Raw genomic sequence first — 16,014 nt, forward strand, 5'->3', positions numbered from 1 at the left:
AGCCGCCTGCGGCCGTGCGCCTTGTAGGAGAAATCAAACGTGCAGACAACGGTAGACTCGCGTCAAGGCCTCGCGGAAGCGATACGGCCGGTCGAATTGTCGCTGGTGGTGCCCGTCTTCAACGAGGAGGAGAGCGTCGGCCCACTGATCGATCGCATTTGCCTGGCAATGGCAAATTACGCTGATGGCTGGGAGCTCATCCTGATCGACGATGGCAGCACGGACGCAACGCTCGCCAATGCACGCAAGCATATCGGCCGCGAGGGGCTTACCCTGAGGATTGTCGAGCTGCAGCGCAATTTTGGCCAGACCGCCGCAATGCAGGCCGGCATCGACGCCGCGACCGGGCGACTTATCGCCACGATGGACGGCGACCTGCAGAATGATCCGAAAGACATTCCGTCGATGGTCGCCGAACTCGAACGCCGCCAGCTTGATCTTCTCGTCGGCTGGCGCAAGAACCGGCAAGATGGTCTTCTGCTGCGCAAGATCCCATCATGGTGCGCCAACTATCTCATCGGCCGGATTACCGGCGTGAAGCTTCACGACTACGGCTGCAGCCTGAAGATCTATCGTGCCTCGGTCATCAAACAGGTGAAGCTGATGGGCGAAATGCACCGCTTCATCCCGGCCTGGGTTGCCGGCGTCGTACCGAGCTCGCGTATCGGCGAGATGGTCGTAACGCACCATGCACGTCAGCACGGCCAGTCCAAGTACGGCATCTCACGAACATTCCGCGTGATCCTCGATCTGCTCTCGGTCATGTTCTTCATGCGGTACAAGGCACGGCCGGGTCACTTCTTCGGCTCGCTAGGTCTTGGCCTCGGTGCAATCTCAGTCCTTGTCATGCTTTACCTGCTCTTCGACAAGTTCGTCATGGGTGACGATATTGGTACACGTCCGCTGCTGATGGTTGGCATCGTCTTCATGCTTTCCTCGGTCCAGCTGATTACGACCGGCATCCTCGCCGAAATGATCGCCCGTACCTACTACCGCGACGACACGTCACCGAACTACATCGTCCGCCAGATCTTCGATGGAAGTGAGAATGCGTAGTCTGCTGGCTCGCAAGCCGGACACTGTTGTCCTACTGCTGGCGGCATATTTTGTTATCAGTTTTGTCGTTCGCCTGCTCGTGCCAAACGGGCTGCGAGTGGATGAATCCCAACAAGCGTTCTTCTCTCAATGGCTCGTGGCTGGATACGACACTCAGCCGCCGCTCTACAACTGGTTTCAGGCCATCGTCGTGTCGGCGTTTGGGCTGTCTGTCGTAACGATTGCCGCAGCCAAGAACCTGATCCTGTTTTTTCTTTTCCTGAGCTACTACAAGCTCGCAAAACTCGTACTCGACGATCGGTTGTTTGCCGCCATCGCGACGCTCTCGCTGTTCGCGATTCCGCAGGTTTTCTGGCAAGCTCAAAGGGACCTGACCCATACGGTCGCCCAGATGCTGATGATCAACCTGCTGCTCTACAGCATCATCAAGACGCTGAAGGCACCGTCGCTGCTTTCCTACGCGATGATCGGCGTCACGCTTGGCCTCGGCATGCTGACGAAGTACAACTTCACTCTCGTCGTGCTCGCAGCACTGGTTGCGGTATTCCTGCATCCGGTCGGACTGAGGCGACTACTCGACTGGCGCTTCCTGTTGTCGGTGGCGATTGCGGGCCTCATCTTCCTGCCACATGGCCTTTGGCTGATCGACAATCTCGGCCTGGCCGCAACCCGCACGCTCCATACCATGGCACAAGAAGCGCCGACCAGTGCGCTCGCGAAGCTGATCAAGGGGCCGACCGAGTTCTTTGGTCAGGTCCTGGTGATCTTGGCGCCGCTCGTCGCGGTTTATGCAATCATCTTCGGCAAAAAGTTTCTCCGCAGCCTGCGACCGACCACCGTTTGGGCTCACTTTTTCGACACCATATTCCTGGTGATTGGCTTGCAGGTTCTACTGCTGGTCTTCGCCATCGGCATAACATCCATGCGCGACAGGTGGGTGCTGCCCCTTCTCTTCCTGATGCCGATCGCCTTTTGCCTCAAGATGCAGGCACGGGATATTCGGCCGGAAGACTTCGCAAAACGCTTCTTTATCGTCCCGCTCGCGGTGATGATCGTCGTCCCGTCGCTTATTTTAGTCCGAGCGCACGCACCGACGCTGTTCGGTCGACCTGAGGCCTACAACGCGCCTTACGAAGAGTTTGTCGGCAAGATCGTCGCGGAGGAAGGCAAGCGCCCGGGGCTGGTGTTGACCGATGGGTGGCTCGCTTCAGGAAACCTGCGCCTGCAACTGCCCGATGTTCCGACACTATGCACGTTCTTTGGCAATCTGCTTGTTGACTACGAGTGGACAGCTGACAAGCCGATCCTCGCTGTTTGGCTCCCATCCCGGGAGACCACCACGCCGCCGCCGGAACTGGTTGAGTGGATCCAACAAAACCTTGGTCCGCAATACGGTACAGTCACCGTGAAGAACACGAGCATCGGATACATCGGCGGGCGACCACAGGACCAACGCCTCTTTGGTTACGCCTGGATTTATCCTCGCTGACGTCTGCGCTTAGCTGCGCAGTTCCCGCCATGCTGCATCAAGCGCGATCTTCGCGATGCGCACCATTTCGTCCACCTCCTCGTGGGTGATGACAAGCGGCGGCGAAGCAAGCATCCTGTCTCCCGTGGCGCGCAGGACAAGTCCACTTGCGAGAGCATGATTGCGGACCAGCGCGCCAATCGCATCCGGCTTTTCGAAGCGGGTGCGGCTTGCCTTGTCGGCTGTCAACTGAAGCGCTCCCATGAGGCCGACATTGACGGCCTCTCCGACGAGATGGTGCTCGCCAAGCGCTCCCCAGACCTTGCCAAAATAGGGGCCAATGTCGCTTCGAACGCGTTCGACGAGCTTTTCATCCTCGATGATACGGAGATTTTCGAGGGCTGCGGCGGCACAGACAGGGTGGCCGGAATAGGTAAAGCCGTGGTTGAAGTCTCCGACCTCGTTGATCAGCACCTTAGCGATGCGGTCACCGACGAGGACGCCACCAATCGGAAGATAGCCCGACGAAAGCCCCTTGGCGATCGGCGCCAAATCAGGCTCGACGCCGAAATACTGGTGGCCGAACCACTCCCCGAGACGGCCGAAGCCACAGATCACTTCATCGCAAACAAGCAGGATGTTGCGTGACTTGCAGATGCGGGCGATCTCCGGCCAATAGGTCGCCGGCGGGATGATGACACCTGCAGCCCCTTGGATCGGCTCTGCCACGAAGGCCGCGACATTCTCCTCGCCGAGTTCGTCGATCTTCACTTCCAGCTCGCGGGCCACCTTGAGGCCGAACTCAGCCGGTGAGAGGTCACCGCCCTCGCCGTACCAATAAGGCTGTCCGATATGGACGATGCCCGGTATCGGCAGGTCGCCCTGTTCGTGCATGTATTTCATGCCACCGAGGCTAGCGCCCGCGACGGTCGAACCGTGATAGCCGTTCTTACGAGCAATGACGGCCTTCTTCGAGGGTTTGCCGACCGCGCTCCAATAGACGCGCGCCATCCGGAACCATGTGTCGTTTGCCTCGGAACCCGAACCGGTGAAAAACACGTGATTGAAATGCGGCCCGGCATAGGATGTGACTTTTTCGGCAAGCAGCGTCGTTGGTGTCGTCGTCGTGCCGAAGAACGTGTTGTAGTAGGGCAGCTCGTTCATCTGCCGTGCGACGGCGTCGGCGATTTCCTTGCGGCCATAGCCGACGTTGACGCACCACAATCCGGCAAATCCGTCCAGATACCGTTTGCCCTGATTATCCCAGATGTAGACACCCTCGCCGCGTTGGATGATGCGCGTGCCGTCAGTATTCAGCTTCCGCATGTCCGAGAAAGGATGGAGGTGATGCGCCGCGTCGATGGCAGCGAGGTTTGAGCGTGCGTAAGTATCGGACATGATTTGCAAAACACCTTCGGAATTGAAAGCCTCATCTCAATAGGCTACGAGCTTGGCCTTCTCCGAGGGGATTTTCAAGATCATGGCAGAGGACACGGATCACGGTACAGCAGCGAGCGGTAACGCGCGCATCGAGCTCCTGCTCGTCGGCATGAATGGCGACCTGCGCGGCAAGCAGATTCCACTCGACGCCCAGAACAAAATCTGGGCCGGCGAAGTCCGCCTTCCCTCCTCCACGCAGTCGCTCGACATCTGGGGCGATGACAACGATGACATCACTGGCCTCTCGCTTTCCGTCGGCGACCCGGACGGCAATTGCATTCCGGACGAACGCAGCCTGACGCCAATGCCATGGGCGCCGGAAGGGTCAATGCAGGTCCTTGCAACGATGCATGAATTCGACGGCACGCCAAGCTTCATGGACCCTCGAGCGATTCTTGCCTCAGTGCTGAAGCGGTATGATGAGCGCGACCTCACACCGGTTGTGGCGACTGAGCTGGAGTTCTACGTAGTCGATCCGAACTGGCGTGAGACTGGCCGCCCCTCGCCGCCGGTCAGCCTCACCTATCAAGGGGAAGCGAACGGCTTTCAACTCTACGACATGAGCGCTGTTGATGCGCTCGATGACTATCTGCAGACCGTGCGCGCCTATGCAAAGGCGCAAGGGCTGCCGGCCGATGCGACGACGGCGGAATTCGGCCCCGGACAGTTCGAGATCAACTTGCTGCATCGACCAGACGCGCTCGCGGCAGCCGACGACTGCATCTATCTGAAGCGCATTGTGGAACAGGCTGCACGCAAGCACGGGCTGAAATCCACCTGCATGGCCAAGCCATACTCCGATCATGCCGGCTCCGGCCTTCATGTACATGCCAGCGTCATCGACAAGGACGGACGGAATATTCTGGATGCCAAACATGGTGAACCGCGCAAGCTGAAATCCGTCTGCGCCGGCCTGCTTCAAACCATGCGCGAGGCGCAGCTCGTTTTTGCGCCGTTTGCCAACTCCTATCGCCGCTTCCAGCCCGGCTCGTTCGCTCCCGTCGACCTCACCTGGGGATACGGCCATCGAGGCACCGCTGTCCGCATACCCGATCTGAACGGCCCAGCCGCTCGTATCGAACACCGCGTGGCAGGCGCCGATGCAAATCCCTACTTGCTGCTTGCCGCTATCCTCGGGGGTATATTGCTCGGCATCGATTTCGAGCTTGACCCCGGCGAGGAGACGACGCCATCCCATACACCTGGACACACGGCACAACTGACGCACGACTTCCTGACGGCAGTCGACGCTTTCCGTCTCTCGCCGTTCATCGCCGACATATTCGGCGAGCCCTATCAGAAACTCTACGGCGACACGAAGCGCAAGGAGGCCATCACCTACCTGCGCACAGTCTCGGATTTCGACTACCGCACCTACCTGTCTCGTCTGTAATGGTCACCCCTGGAAGCGGGCCGAGGGTTCATTTGAACCGACCGCAAGGCGGCCGACCCGAATCCGGCAGATGATTGCAACTGCTAGGGAGCAATCTCGCGTCGCTCGGCCTCATCAACCTGCGCTGCAAGTCCTTGCCGGACCAATACCTTGAGTTCGCCGGGATGCAGTTTCAGCGTGACGTCACGCTCTAGCGGACGCAATTCGCCATCCATCACGCAGTTCGCCTTTGAAGGCAGCTTCGGAAAGTGCAAATGCACCTCCGCGGGATGCATGACCATGACGTCTGCGTTCTCCCTCACCTTGCCTCGCAAGAGGTCAACCGCGAGACGCGCGACGCCGATCGGTTTCAGCGGCTTGGCGGTATAGAACCCCAGTTCGCCGCTGGTGAGGCAGTCTGCATAGAGCAAGGCGTTCTGACCGAAGGGGTTGTTCGAAATCGACACCGCGGAAACTCGGCGACGCTCATAGACGCCCCCCGCTGCAAACTCCACCTCGAATTCGGGCGGATTGAACACGACGCCAAGAGCGGCACGAGCGCTTGCCCCGATCTTTCCAAAACGCGAGCGGTAGGTATAGGAATTTCGATAGCGCACCATGCGCGCATGAAGTCCGGCTGAAAATTGGTGAATGAATGGCCGACCATTCGCGCTGGCGATGTCGACGTGATCGACTTCGCCAAAGGCCAGCGTCTCCAACGCCATCCAAATGTCGAGCGGAACGCGCAGCGAGCGTGCGAAGAGGTTCATTGTCCCGGCCGGCACGACGCCAAGTGCAATTCCATTCTTCCAGGCTATCGAAGCTGCCGCGGAAATCGTCCCGTCGCCGCCACCGGCGACGATGCCATCGATATCGTCACGGCGGGCGGCCCGTTCCATGGCTGGCACGATCTCCTTGCCGGAAAAGACGATCGCATTGAAATCGTGGCCGGCCTCCCTGAACACGGCTTCGGCCCGGTTTTCATAGGCTTCCATATCGGTGGTCCTGAAAGTCCCGCCATCGCGATTGAAAAAGCCAATAAGTTTCATATGGTTCCCGTTGTCCGCAGCAAGAAGCGACGACCTGTCCAGCGCTGCTAAGAGATGGTTCTTACACCCACGATTTCAAGCTAAAGCCTGTTTTACGAACGCCGAGATCGGTAGCAGCACCGCCGAATTTGCAAGGGACGTATGCATATCGGGCGACGCTGCACTGCAGAAAATGCACTCGACGCCTGGCGGTCAATCATCGATAGATGGGATAGTGGAGGATGCCTCCATTTCCCTTCATCTCTGGCCGACCGGTTCTGGCTGCGCCCGCGCCTTGTCCGTACGTCACGCATCGAATGCCAAGGAGTGCCTCTTGAGCCAGGTCGCCGTAAACGATTCCATCGACGTCAATCCGGTAGACACCGCCCCGTCGCCAATGGCTATCGCGCTCGTGCAATTGGCGCTTGCTTGCGGCGGCTTTGGTATCGGCACCGGCGAATTCGCGATCATGGGCCTCCTGCCCAACGTTGCCGACACCTTCGCGGTCACGACGCCGCAGGCAGGCTACGTGATCAGCGCCTATGCACTGGGCGTCGTCGTCGGCGCACCCATCATTGCCGTGCTTGCCGCGAAGATGGCCCGCCGCTCGCTGCTCCTGCTGGTGATGGGCATCTTTGCGATCGGCAACATCTTGAGCGCGATGGCGCCGACCTTCGAAAGCTTCACGCTGATGCGCTTCATCACCGGCTTGCCGCACGGAGCCTACTTCGGTGTTGCAGCGATCGTGGCGGCCTCGATGGTGCCGACGCACAAGCGCGCCCGCGCCGTCGGTCGCGTCATGCTCGGATTGACGGTTGCGACCCTGCTCGGGACACCACTTGCGACCGTGTTCGGGCAGTCACTCAACTGGCGCCTTGCCTTTACGATCGTCGGTATCATCGGCCTTCTGACGGTCGCCCTGATCTGGTACTACGTGCCGCGCGACCGCGTCGCCGAAGGCGCAAGCTTCAAACGCGAGCTCGGCGCCTTCAAGCGCCCACAAGTACTGCTAACGCTTGCGACGGCATCCGTCGGTTTCGGCGGGATGTTTGCCATGTTCAGCTACATCGCGCCCACAACGACACAGGTCGCCATGCTGCCCGAGAGCATGGTCGCCGTGATGCTGATCATCTTCGGCATCGGTATGAATGTCGGCAATGTCGTCGGCTCCTGGCTGGCCGACAAATCGCTGATGGGCACGATCGGCGGCAGCCTCGTCTTCAACATCGTCGTGCTGACCTTGTTCTCCCTGACCGCCGCCAATCCGTTCATGCTGGCGCTCTGCGTCTTCTGCATCGGCTGCGGCTTTGCCGCTGGTCCTGCCGTTCAGACCCGCCTGATGGATGTCGCCGCCGATGCCCAGACGCTCGCCGCGGCATCGCATCACTCGGCGTTCAACATTGCGAACGCGCTAGGCGCCTGGCTGGGCGGCCTCGTGATTGCAGGGGGCTACGGGTTCGCCGCGACCGGCTATGTCGGCGCGATCCTGTCGTTCATCGGCATCTTTGTGTTCGCTGCGTCCCTAAGCCTTGATCGCCGCAGTCGTTGAGTCGGCCGAGACATCCCGAAGATAGCGACCATCGGGCAGGCAGAAGACGTTTTCCTCACCCCAGACGGCAAGCGCCTTGATGACAGGCTTCAACGTCAGGCCAAGTGGCGTCAACGCATAGTCGACGCGCGGCGGAACGACCGCAAAGACCGTCCGCGAAACAAGGCCCGAGCCCTCGAGTTCACGCAGCTGCTTGGTGAGCATCCGCTGAGTGACGGAGGGCAATTTGCGGCGCAGCTCATTGAAGCGCAACGTCCCGCCCATCAGATGGAAGAGGATCACCCCCTTCCACTTTCCATCGAGAAAACTCAATGTCGCCTCAACCGGGCAACCCGGAAAATTGCGGGTCAGCTTGGCGCGGGGAAGCGACATTTGACAGTATCCTTTTTGGTACTACGTACAGAATTTGTGCATTCTTGCAGGTATCGAACATAAGACGCATCTAGCCTCTGTGCAAACGAACACAGGAGTTTCCCATGCGCGCAGTCGCCTACAAGGTTCCCCAGCCTATTTCCGCTGAGACCTCTCTGATCGACGTCGATCTGCCAGTCCCGGAAGCGAAAGGCCGCGACCTCCTGGTCGAGATCAGGGCGGTTTCCGTCAACCCGGTCGACGTGAAGGTGCGCGCCGGCGTGGCGCCGACCAGTGAGGAACTGAAGGTGCTTGGCTGGGATGCTGCCGGCGTCGTGAAGGCAATCGGCCCAGAAGTGACGCTTTTCAAGGTAGGCGACGAGGTCTTCTACTCCGGTGTGATCAGCCGGGCCGGCACCAATGCCGAATTCCATCTCGTCGATGAGCGGATCGTGGGGCATAAACCGAAGAGCCTTGGCTTCGCGTCGGCTGCCGCTTTGCCCCTGACGTCGATCACCGCCTACGAGGCGCTCTTCGACCGGCTGAGAGTGCATGATCCGGTTCCTGGGGCCGCTCGTGCCGTTCTCATTGTCGGCGGCGCCGGCGGCGTCGGATCGATCGCAATCCAGATCGCACGCGCCCTGACCGACCTGACCGTCATCGCGACGGCGTCCCGTCCCGAGACGAGCGCATGGATCAAGGAACTCGGCGCTCACCACGTGATCGATCATGCGCGGCCGATCGCGGCACAGGTCGCAGCGCTTGGCCTTGGCGATCCCGGCTTTGTGTTCTCAACGACGAACACCGACCAGCACATCAAGGAGATCGTGGAAGTGATCGCGCCGCAGGGCCGCTTCGTTCTGATCGATGATCCGAAGATGCTCGACATCATGCCGTTCAAGCGCAAGGCCGCATCGATCCATTGGGAGCTGATGTTCACACGGCCGCTCTTCGGCACCCCCGACATGATCGAGCAACACAAGCTGCTCGAGAAGGTCGCCGAGCTGGTCGATGCCGGCAAGATCCGCACGACGCTCAGCGAGACACTTGGCCCGATCAACGCCACCAACCTGAAAAAGGCGCATGCAATGATCGAAAGCGGACGGACGAAAGGAAAACTTGTCCTGGAAGGTTTTTAACACCGGTCATCGACCGGCGGAGAGTGCCAAACGGGTGCCGCGCCGAGGGTGCGGCATTCTGGCACCAAGCACCTCAAGCGCTTGACTTTTTTGCCGATTGAGACCACCTACAGCCTTACGCGGATTACGCCCGTTTTCCGCGGATATCAACGGAGCCATCATCACGATGCCAAGCGACAGTAGCAGTCGATTGCCTTTGCCGTACGCGGCCCTCGTGCGCTGACCTGACTCTGTCGGGCTCGCCCGTTGGACGCTACGGCGGATCGACGGAAAGGCGAGCTTATGAACATCAATCGCTTCCCACTGCGGGCGGGCCATGCCGCTCGTTTCTTCAGCAGCGATCACCTCGGACCGATCACCACGGCGGAGCGTGTCGAGCAGCTGAACACACTTGAAATATCCGAAGCCGCAGCAATCCTGGTTACGCTGCCGCAGCAAAAGGCCGTGCGTATCCTGGGCCGACCCGAGTTGCATCACGCAGCAGCAATCCTTGCCGACATGCCGGTCGAGCACGCCTCACGGCTGCTGAACGCTCTTGCGAACGACCGTGTTGCCGACCTCTTTCAGGAAATGAACGAGGAAGCTCGGGCCCATCTCTTTTTGCGGCTCGACCGCACGACCTGTCTCGCCGTCCAGCACCTGATGGCCTACCCGCCCCGCACGGCTGGCAGCATCATGACGACGGAGTTCGTCAGCGTGCCGGACACCTGGACGGTCGAGCAGACGCTGGAACATGTGCGCAAGGTCGAGCGGTCGCGGGAGACAGTCTATGCCATCTATGTGCTCGATGCCGTCAGCCGCGTGCTGACCAGCGTCGTCACGCTCCGCCGCCTCATCACCGGCGATCCCGGTGCATCCGTGCTGACTGTTGCGCAGAAGGAAGGGGTTGTGCGTGCCGATCCGCTGATGACGCAGGAAGATGTCGCCCGGCTGATCCGCAAGCATAATCTGCTCGCCCTGCCCGTCGTAAGCGATGACGGCCACATGCTCGGCATCGTCACGGTCGACGACGTGATCGACACGATGATCGCCGACCAGACAGAAGATGCCCAGAAGTTCGGCGGCATGGAAGCGCTTGGCAAGCCGTACATGAAGATCGGCTTCGCCGGGATGATCCGCAAGCGTGCTGGCTGGCTCTGCGCCCTGTTTCTCGGCGAAATGCTGACGGCAAGCGCCATGCAGCACTTCGAAGGCGAACTGGAGAAGGCAATCGTGCTGACCCTGTTCGTGCCGCTGATCATGAGCTCGGGCGGCAATAGCGGGTCGCAGGCAACGTCGCTGATCATCCGGGCGCTGGCGCTCGGGGAGCTCAAGCTCTCCGACTGGTGGCGTGTGCTGCTGCGCGAACTGCCGACCGGCATCGTGCTCGGGGCGATCCTTGGCCTCGTCGGCTTCGTCCGCATTCTGCTCTGGCAGAATATCGGACTCTATGACTACGGCGAGCATTGGGTCCTTGTCGGTGTAACGATCTTCGCTGCATTGATCGGCATCGTCACTTTTGGTTCGCTGGCTGGCTCGATGCTGCCCTTCGTGCTGCAGAGGCTGCGGCTTGATCCGGCAAGCGCTTCGGCTCCGTTCGTCGCGACGCTCGTCGATGTGAGCGGGCTGGTGATCTATTTCTCGGTCGCGCTGCTGATCCTCAGCGGGACGCTGCTGTAAGCATGAAGCGGGGCCTGATCGGCCCCGTTTCTTATTTCGGCTCCGGCAACTTCAGCGCTCCGTGGGTTTTCATGCTTCGAATGGCGAAGTTCGAGCGGATGTCGCTGACATTCGGCAAGGTCAGCAGCGTGTCGGTCAGCAGCCGCTCATAGGCCGCCAGATCCTCGACCACGACCTCCGCCAGGAAGTCTGCCGTTCCAGAAATCAGAAAGCAGGAAACCACTTCCGGGATGGCGAGCAACGCTGCCTCCTGCGCCCGCGCGTTCTCGCGGCTGTGGTGGGCGACCTTGAGTTCGACGAAAACCGTCAGGCCGAGGCCGACTTCCTTGCGATCGATGTCGGCGCGGTAGCCGCGAATGACGCCCGTCTTTTCGAGGTTGCGGATGCGACGCAGGCAAGGCGACGGCGAGAGATTGACCTTTTCGGCAATATCCACGTTGGTCGCTCGCGCATCCTCCTGCAGGCACTTGAGGATCGCCAGATCGAATTTATCCAGATTTGGCATGCTCGATAAAATCCTTATGGAATTTTGGCAGATAGTTGCTCACGCTAACCTTCTGAGGGCAGAGATAGCAAGGACATGCCTGACCATTTCCGCCTAATCTTCTCTCAACCGGGCCACCTCCGGACGATCATGAGAGGAGACATCGATGAGTGCCGTAACCTTTGCCAACAACGAAAAGGCCACCTCGACGACGGTCGGATATGCCGGTGCCGTCGTCACGGTTCTGATCTGGGCTGCATGGATCCTCGCAACCCGCCACAGCGCAGCAACGCAACTTACCACGATCGATATTGGTCTAATCCGCTACGGCATTCCGGCATTGGTTCTCGCGCCTGTCTGGTTGAAGACGGGACTGCTGCCGAAGGGCGTGCCGGTCGGGCTGCTCGTCACGATGGTCGCCGGCGCGGGCGCGGCGTTCTTCCAGCTGACCACGTCCGCCATTCACTCCACGCCGGCTTCGGCTGCCGGTATCCTGCTCGGCGGCTCGATGCCGCTCGCCACCGCGCTCATTGGCGTCCTTGTCTTCCGGGAACGGCCGGACCCCATGCGTGCACTCGGTCTTGTCGCAATCGTTGCGGGCGTGGCCATCTTGCTGGTCTGCAGCCTCGCCGGTGCGGCTCTACCCTGGAGCAGCTTTGTCCTCTTGCCGATGGGAGCAATTCTTTGGGCAAGCTACACTCATGCCTTCCGCCGCTCCGGTCTGACGGCACTGCAGGCCAGTGCGCTCATCGCCATCTGGTCCTTCCTGATCCATGTCGGCTTCGCGGTCATGTTCGGCACCTCGATCGCCAGCGCTCCGTTAACCGAAGTCGGCCTGCAGATCCTGAGCCAAGGCATCCTGTCCGGCCTTGTTGCGACTGTCGCCTATGGGCTTGCTGTTCATGCACTGGGCGGCACACAGGCTGCCGCCTTTACGGCGATCACACCGGTGCTCGCAACGATCGGCGGCGGCCTGCTGCTTGGGGAGGAGATCGGTATCGCAGAGATTGCAGCTGCCGTTATCACAGGCCTCGGCGTGGCACTCTCGACCGGCATCGCTTCGCGCCGATAGCTCGGCCCACGGGTCGGCGGTCACTCCGCCGACCTGTTTCCAGTTTTTGGCAATGCATTGCCTCTTTGCGCTGGTGATTGCCGCTTCAAAGCGCAAGAATCATGGCAACCCGCCGTTCCGGATCCATCCCGACAGCGAGTTCGTGATCCAGCTTTTTCTGCAGGAACTGCGGCACGGCCTCCACCTTCGGCAACGTAAAGCCGAGGGAGGCGTAGAAGGGAGCATTGAAGGGAACGTAGCGATCCGTTGTCAGCGTCAGAGCCGGCAGCCGGCGCGCCTCGGCGATCTCGACCGCAGCCCCCATCAAGCGCCGCCCAATTCCCTTACGCTGCGTTTCCCGGCAGACGTCCAGTTCGATGACATAGAGCGTACCTTCGATCTCCTCCGCCGCTAGAAAACCGACCGGACGATCACCATCATCGACGGCAACGAGCAGCAGGCCCGCATCGAGCGACCCTCGCAGCACATCCAGCGGTAGCGTGTGCGCTTCCCCGACCACGCCAAGCGCCTCCGCCAGCGTTGCGAAGGCGTCGATTTCGACCTCCGTCAAGCGCGGCAGTTCATCGAGACGCGCCTGACGTATGACGCAGGCGCTGCCCATGCCGGCCTCTTACATATTCGGGTAAACAGGGCCCTCGCCGCCCTGCGGCGGCACCCAGTTGATGTTCTGGTTGGGATCCTTGATGTCGCAGGTTTTGCAGTGGACGCAGTTCTGGGCGTTGATGACAAAGGTTTCCTTACCGTCCTTCTCTACCCACTCGTAAACACCGGCCGGACAGTAGCGGGTCGAGGGACCGGCAAAAATGTCGTGCTCGGACGAGACCTGCAGCGCCATGTCCTTGACCTGCAGATGCACCGGCTGATCTTCCTCATGATTGGTGTTCGACAGGAACACCGAGGACAGACGATCGAAGGTGAGGACACCATCGGGTTTCGGGTAAGCGATCGGCTTGTGCTGCGAGGCCGGCTCCAGCGAGGCCGCGTCGGTCTTTCCGTGCTTCAGCGTGCCGAAGATCGACAAACCGAAGAGCTGGTTCGTCCACATGTCGATCCCGCCGAGTGCGACGCCGACCGCCGTGCCGAACTTCGACCACAGCGGCTTGACGTTACGCACCTTCTTCAGGTCCTTGCCGATGTCGCTTGAACGCCAGTCGTTCTCGATCTCGACAACCTCATCATTGGCGCGACCAGCGGCGATCGCCGCCGCGATGCGGTTCGCCGCCATCATGCCCGACAGCACGGCGTTGTGGCTGCCCTTGATGCGCGGCACGTTGACGAAACCCGCCGAACAGCCGATCAGCGCGCCGCCAGGGAAGCTAAGCTTCGGCACCGACTGATAGCCGCCTTCGGTGATGGCACGCGCGCCGTAGGAAAGCCGCTTGCCGCCCTCGAAAGTGGTGCGAATGGCCGGATGCGTCTTGAAGCGCTGGAATTCCTCGAAGGGATAGAGGTAGGGATTCTTGTAGTTCAGGTGGACGACAAAGCCGACGGCGACAAGATTGTCCTCGAGGTGGTAAAGGAAGGAGCCGCCTCCGGTCTTCATGCCGAGCGGCCAGCCGAAGGAGTGCTGCACCAGACCCTGCTTGTGGTGCTCAGGCTTCACTTGCCAGAGTTCCTTGATGCCGATGCCGAACTTCTGCGGCTCACGATCCCTCGACAGATCGAACTTGGCGATCAGCTGCTTGGCGAGCGAACCACGCACGCCTTCGCCGATCAAAACGTATTTGCCAAGCAGTGCCATGCCGCGGGTATAGTTCGGGCCGGGCTCACCGTTCTTCTCGATGCCCATGTCGCCGGTGGCAACACCGATCACCGCACCTTCGTCATTGTAGAGGACTTCGGTTGCGGCGAAGCCCGGATAGATCTCGACGCCGAGTTCCTCAGCCTTGGTGGCCAGCCAACGACAGACATTGCCGAGCGAGACGATATAGTTCCCATGGTTGCTCATCAGCGGCGGCATCAGGATGTTCGGCAGACGCACAGAGCCGGCCGGACCGAGCACTAGGAAGTGGTCGTCTGTCACCTCGGTCTTGAACGGATGGTCGGCTTCGTTGCGCCAGCCGGGCAGCAGACGATCGATGCCGATAGGATCGACCACGGCACCCGACAGAATGTGCGCGCCGACTTCAGCCCCCTTTTCGAGCACGACGACCGACAGCTCCGGATTGACCTGCTTCAGACGGATCGCAGCCGACAACCCCGCAGGACCACCACCGACGATCACCACGTCGAATTCCATGCTTTCGCGTTCGGGCAGCTCAGTCGTATCGGTCATGCATCCATCTCCGCTTGGCCGACATTGCGGCCATATTCCCCTTGATGGGGTTATCTCTTGTCAAAACAGGGGCGTATTGTCGAGCCGGGAAACGACAGCGAATCCCCCAATTCGCGCAACAGCATTTCTAGGATCAAATAATTATATACCGTTTACGTAAACGTCAAATGATAAACAAATGACCGACACCGCTTTCGTCTCCGGTCGCAGCGCCGTATAGAGAGAGGAGCGATTGGAGGAATTTGGCATGGATCTCGGCATCAAGGGTAGACGCGCGCTGGTGCTGGCGTCGTCGCGCGGATTGGGTCATGGCATCGCCGTGGCTTTGGCGCGTGAGGGAGCACACGTTCTCCTGTGTGGCCGCAGCGGCGAGACGCTGGAGGCGAACTGCCGCGCCATCAATGCTGAAGGAAACGGCAAAGCCGATTGGATCTGGGCTGACCTTTCCGATGAGAATTTCGTGGAAACAGTGACCGCCGCGGTACAAGCCAAGCTTGGCGGGGTCGATATTCTAGTCAACAACACCGGCGGCCCAACTCCGGGGACGACGCAGGATATGACGTCCGAGAAGCTGGAAACCTATTTCTTTTCGATGGTTCTGCGGGTCATTACCCTCACCAATGTGCTTTTGCCATCCATGAAGGAACAGGGCTGGGGACGTATCCTCACCGTCGCATCATCGGGTGTCATTGAGCCCATTGGCAATCTGGCCCTTTCAAACACCCTACGCCCCGCCCTCGCCGGCTGGAGCAAAACGCTGGCAACAGAGGTCGCGCGCTTTGGAATCACATCGAATCTCCTACTTCCCGGGAGCATTCTGACTAGCCGGACCGATGACCTCGATGGAGCCGCCGCCAAACGGACTGGCAAAAGCCTCGAAGAAATCCGCGCCGCAAAGCAAGCTGCGATTCCCGTCGGCCGCTACGGAACGGTCGAAGAGTTTGCGGCAACCGCCGCTTTCCTCTGCAGCCAGCAGGCGAGTTACATCACCGGCAGTCTTGTGCGCTGCGATGGTGGGGCGGCGCGATCCGTCTGATCGAAAAGAAGAAATTGCAAAAGCGCGGGCAGCGGCACATCGCCGATGCTCAATAAATGTCATTCAGCACATTCTTTCATTACAA

At 60.2% G+C, this 16,014-nt stretch carries 14 protein-coding genes; 8 read left to right on the top strand and 6 right to left on the bottom strand.

The genetic code is table 11. The annotated features are described in order from the left end of the window. Positions 1-39: 39 nt before the first annotated feature. Together FHT76_RS09930 and FHT76_RS09935 are read left to right on the top strand one after the other, a co-directional pair. Positions 40-1,056: a glycosyltransferase family 2 protein gene (locus FHT76_RS09930; RefSeq protein WP_183859515.1), complete on the top strand. Its 1,017-nt coding sequence runs from the start codon at positions 40-42 to the stop codon at positions 1,054-1,056. Next, on the top strand, positions 1,049-2,545 hold the full coding sequence (locus FHT76_RS09935) for a glycosyltransferase family 39 protein (RefSeq protein ID WP_183859516.1): 1,497 nt from the start codon (positions 1,049-1,051) through the stop codon (positions 2,543-2,545). Before FHT76_RS09930 ends, FHT76_RS09935 begins: the two co-directional genes overlap by 8 nt. A gap of 9 nt (positions 2,546-2,554) precedes the next feature. Here the strand turns inward: FHT76_RS09935 and FHT76_RS09940 are convergent, their stop codons facing one another. Continuing rightward, the gene (locus tag FHT76_RS09940; RefSeq protein ID WP_259185579.1) at positions 2,555-3,922 is read right to left on the bottom strand and encodes an aspartate aminotransferase family protein; all 1,368 of its coding nucleotides are present in this window, start codon (positions 3,920-3,922) and stop codon (positions 2,555-2,557) included. Between the two features lie 52 nt (positions 3,923-3,974). On the opposite strand from FHT76_RS09940, the gene FHT76_RS09945 reads away from it, so the two are divergent. Next, positions 3,975-5,357 (top strand): glutamine synthetase family protein, encoded by a 1,383-nt coding sequence (locus FHT76_RS09945; protein WP_259126799.1) that lies wholly within the window; start codon positions 3,975-3,977, stop codon positions 5,355-5,357. An 83-nt stretch (positions 5,358-5,440) separates the two neighbouring features. Here the strand turns inward: FHT76_RS09945 and FHT76_RS09950 are convergent, their stop codons facing one another. Further along, positions 5,441-6,385, bottom strand: coding sequence for a diacylglycerol kinase family protein (locus tag FHT76_RS09950; protein WP_183859522.1), 945 nt, complete (start codon positions 6,383-6,385; stop codon positions 5,441-5,443). A gap of 313 nt (positions 6,386-6,698) precedes the next feature. Here FHT76_RS09950 and FHT76_RS09955 point away from each other — a divergent pair, with 313 nt between their 5' ends. Next, a complete protein-coding gene (locus FHT76_RS09955; protein WP_183751738.1) occupies positions 6,699-7,913 on the top strand; it encodes an MFS transporter in 1,215 nt (404 codons plus the stop codon). On the opposite strand, the gene FHT76_RS09960 is transcribed toward FHT76_RS09955, so the two are convergent. Continuing rightward, positions 7,887-8,285 carry a helix-turn-helix domain-containing protein gene (locus FHT76_RS09960; protein WP_183751740.1) on the bottom strand — a complete coding sequence of 133 codons (399 nt, stop codon included), beginning with the start codon at positions 8,283-8,285 and terminating at the stop codon, positions 7,887-7,889. The genes FHT76_RS09955 and FHT76_RS09960 overlap by 27 nt on opposite strands. A gap of 104 nt (positions 8,286-8,389) precedes the next feature. On the opposite strand from FHT76_RS09960, the gene FHT76_RS09965 reads away from it, so the two are divergent. Together FHT76_RS09965 and mgtE are read left to right on the top strand one after the other, a co-directional pair. Further along, positions 8,390-9,403 (top strand): zinc-binding alcohol dehydrogenase family protein, encoded by a 1,014-nt coding sequence (locus FHT76_RS09965; RefSeq protein WP_259126797.1) that lies wholly within the window; start codon positions 8,390-8,392, stop codon positions 9,401-9,403. A gap of 282 nt (positions 9,404-9,685) precedes the next feature. Then, positions 9,686-11,062 carry a magnesium transporter gene (gene mgtE / locus FHT76_RS09970; RefSeq protein WP_259126795.1) on the top strand — a complete coding sequence of 459 codons (1,377 nt, stop codon included), beginning with the start codon at positions 9,686-9,688 and terminating at the stop codon, positions 11,060-11,062. A gap of 31 nt (positions 11,063-11,093) precedes the next feature. On the opposite strand, the gene FHT76_RS09975 is transcribed toward mgtE, so the two are convergent. Continuing rightward, entirely contained in the window at positions 11,094-11,567 is a 474-nt protein-coding gene (locus FHT76_RS09975; protein ID WP_183859530.1) for an Lrp/AsnC family transcriptional regulator, read from the bottom strand. A 145-nt stretch (positions 11,568-11,712) separates the two neighbouring features. Between FHT76_RS09975 and FHT76_RS09980 the strand changes: the two genes are divergently transcribed. Next, complete coding sequence (locus FHT76_RS09980; RefSeq protein ID WP_183859532.1) at positions 11,713-12,618, top strand: DMT family transporter; 906 nt, start codon at positions 11,713-11,715, stop codon at positions 12,616-12,618. A gap of 85 nt (positions 12,619-12,703) precedes the next feature. Here the strand turns inward: FHT76_RS09980 and FHT76_RS09985 are convergent, their stop codons facing one another. Then, positions 12,704-13,219: a GNAT family N-acetyltransferase gene (locus FHT76_RS09985; RefSeq protein ID WP_259185580.1), complete on the bottom strand. Its 516-nt coding sequence runs from the start codon at positions 13,217-13,219 to the stop codon at positions 12,704-12,706. Between the two features lie 9 nt (positions 13,220-13,228). Continuing rightward, entirely contained in the window at positions 13,229-14,893 is a 1,665-nt protein-coding gene (locus tag FHT76_RS09990) for an electron transfer flavoprotein-ubiquinone oxidoreductase (RefSeq protein WP_183859536.1), read from the bottom strand. A gap of 247 nt (positions 14,894-15,140) precedes the next feature. On the opposite strand from FHT76_RS09990, the gene FHT76_RS09995 reads away from it, so the two are divergent. After that, a complete protein-coding gene (locus FHT76_RS09995) occupies positions 15,141-15,929 on the top strand; it encodes an SDR family oxidoreductase (RefSeq protein ID WP_183859538.1) in 789 nt (262 codons plus the stop codon). The last annotated feature ends 85 nt before the right edge of the window (positions 15,930-16,014 follow it).

This window comes from Rhizobium sp. BK176, assembly GCF_024808055.1.

Excerpts from the sequence above, each read along its gene's own strand:
- FHT76_RS09995 (WP_183859538.1), top strand. The coding sequence starts at position 15,141 with ATGGATCTCGGCATCAAGGGTAGACGCGCGCTGGTGCTGGCGTCGTCG.
- FHT76_RS09980 (WP_183859532.1), top strand. The coding sequence starts at position 11,713 with ATGAGTGCCGTAACCTTTGCCAACAACGAAAAGGCCACCTCGACGACG.
- FHT76_RS09985 (WP_259185580.1), bottom strand. The coding sequence starts at position 13,219 with ATGGGCAGCGCCTGCGTCATACGTCAGGCGCGTCTCGATGAACTGCCG.
- FHT76_RS09940 (WP_259185579.1), bottom strand. The coding sequence starts at position 3,922 with ATGTCCGATACTTACGCACGCTCAAACCTCGCTGCCATCGACGCGGCG.
- FHT76_RS09950 (WP_183859522.1), bottom strand. The coding sequence starts at position 6,385 with ATGAAACTTATTGGCTTTTTCAATCGCGATGGCGGGACTTTCAGGACC.
- FHT76_RS09935 (WP_183859516.1), top strand. The coding sequence starts at position 1,049 with ATGCGTAGTCTGCTGGCTCGCAAGCCGGACACTGTTGTCCTACTGCTG.
- FHT76_RS09965 (WP_259126797.1), top strand. The coding sequence starts at position 8,390 with ATGCGCGCAGTCGCCTACAAGGTTCCCCAGCCTATTTCCGCTGAGACC.
- FHT76_RS09960 (WP_183751740.1), bottom strand. The coding sequence starts at position 8,285 with ATGTCGCTTCCCCGCGCCAAGCTGACCCGCAATTTTCCGGGTTGCCCG.
- FHT76_RS09975 (WP_183859530.1), bottom strand. The coding sequence starts at position 11,567 with ATGCCAAATCTGGATAAATTCGATCTGGCGATCCTCAAGTGCCTGCAG.
- FHT76_RS09990 (WP_183859536.1), bottom strand. The coding sequence starts at position 14,893 with ATGACCGATACGACTGAGCTGCCCGAACGCGAAAGCATGGAATTCGAC.
- mgtE (WP_259126795.1), top strand. The coding sequence starts at position 9,686 with ATGAACATCAATCGCTTCCCACTGCGGGCGGGCCATGCCGCTCGTTTC.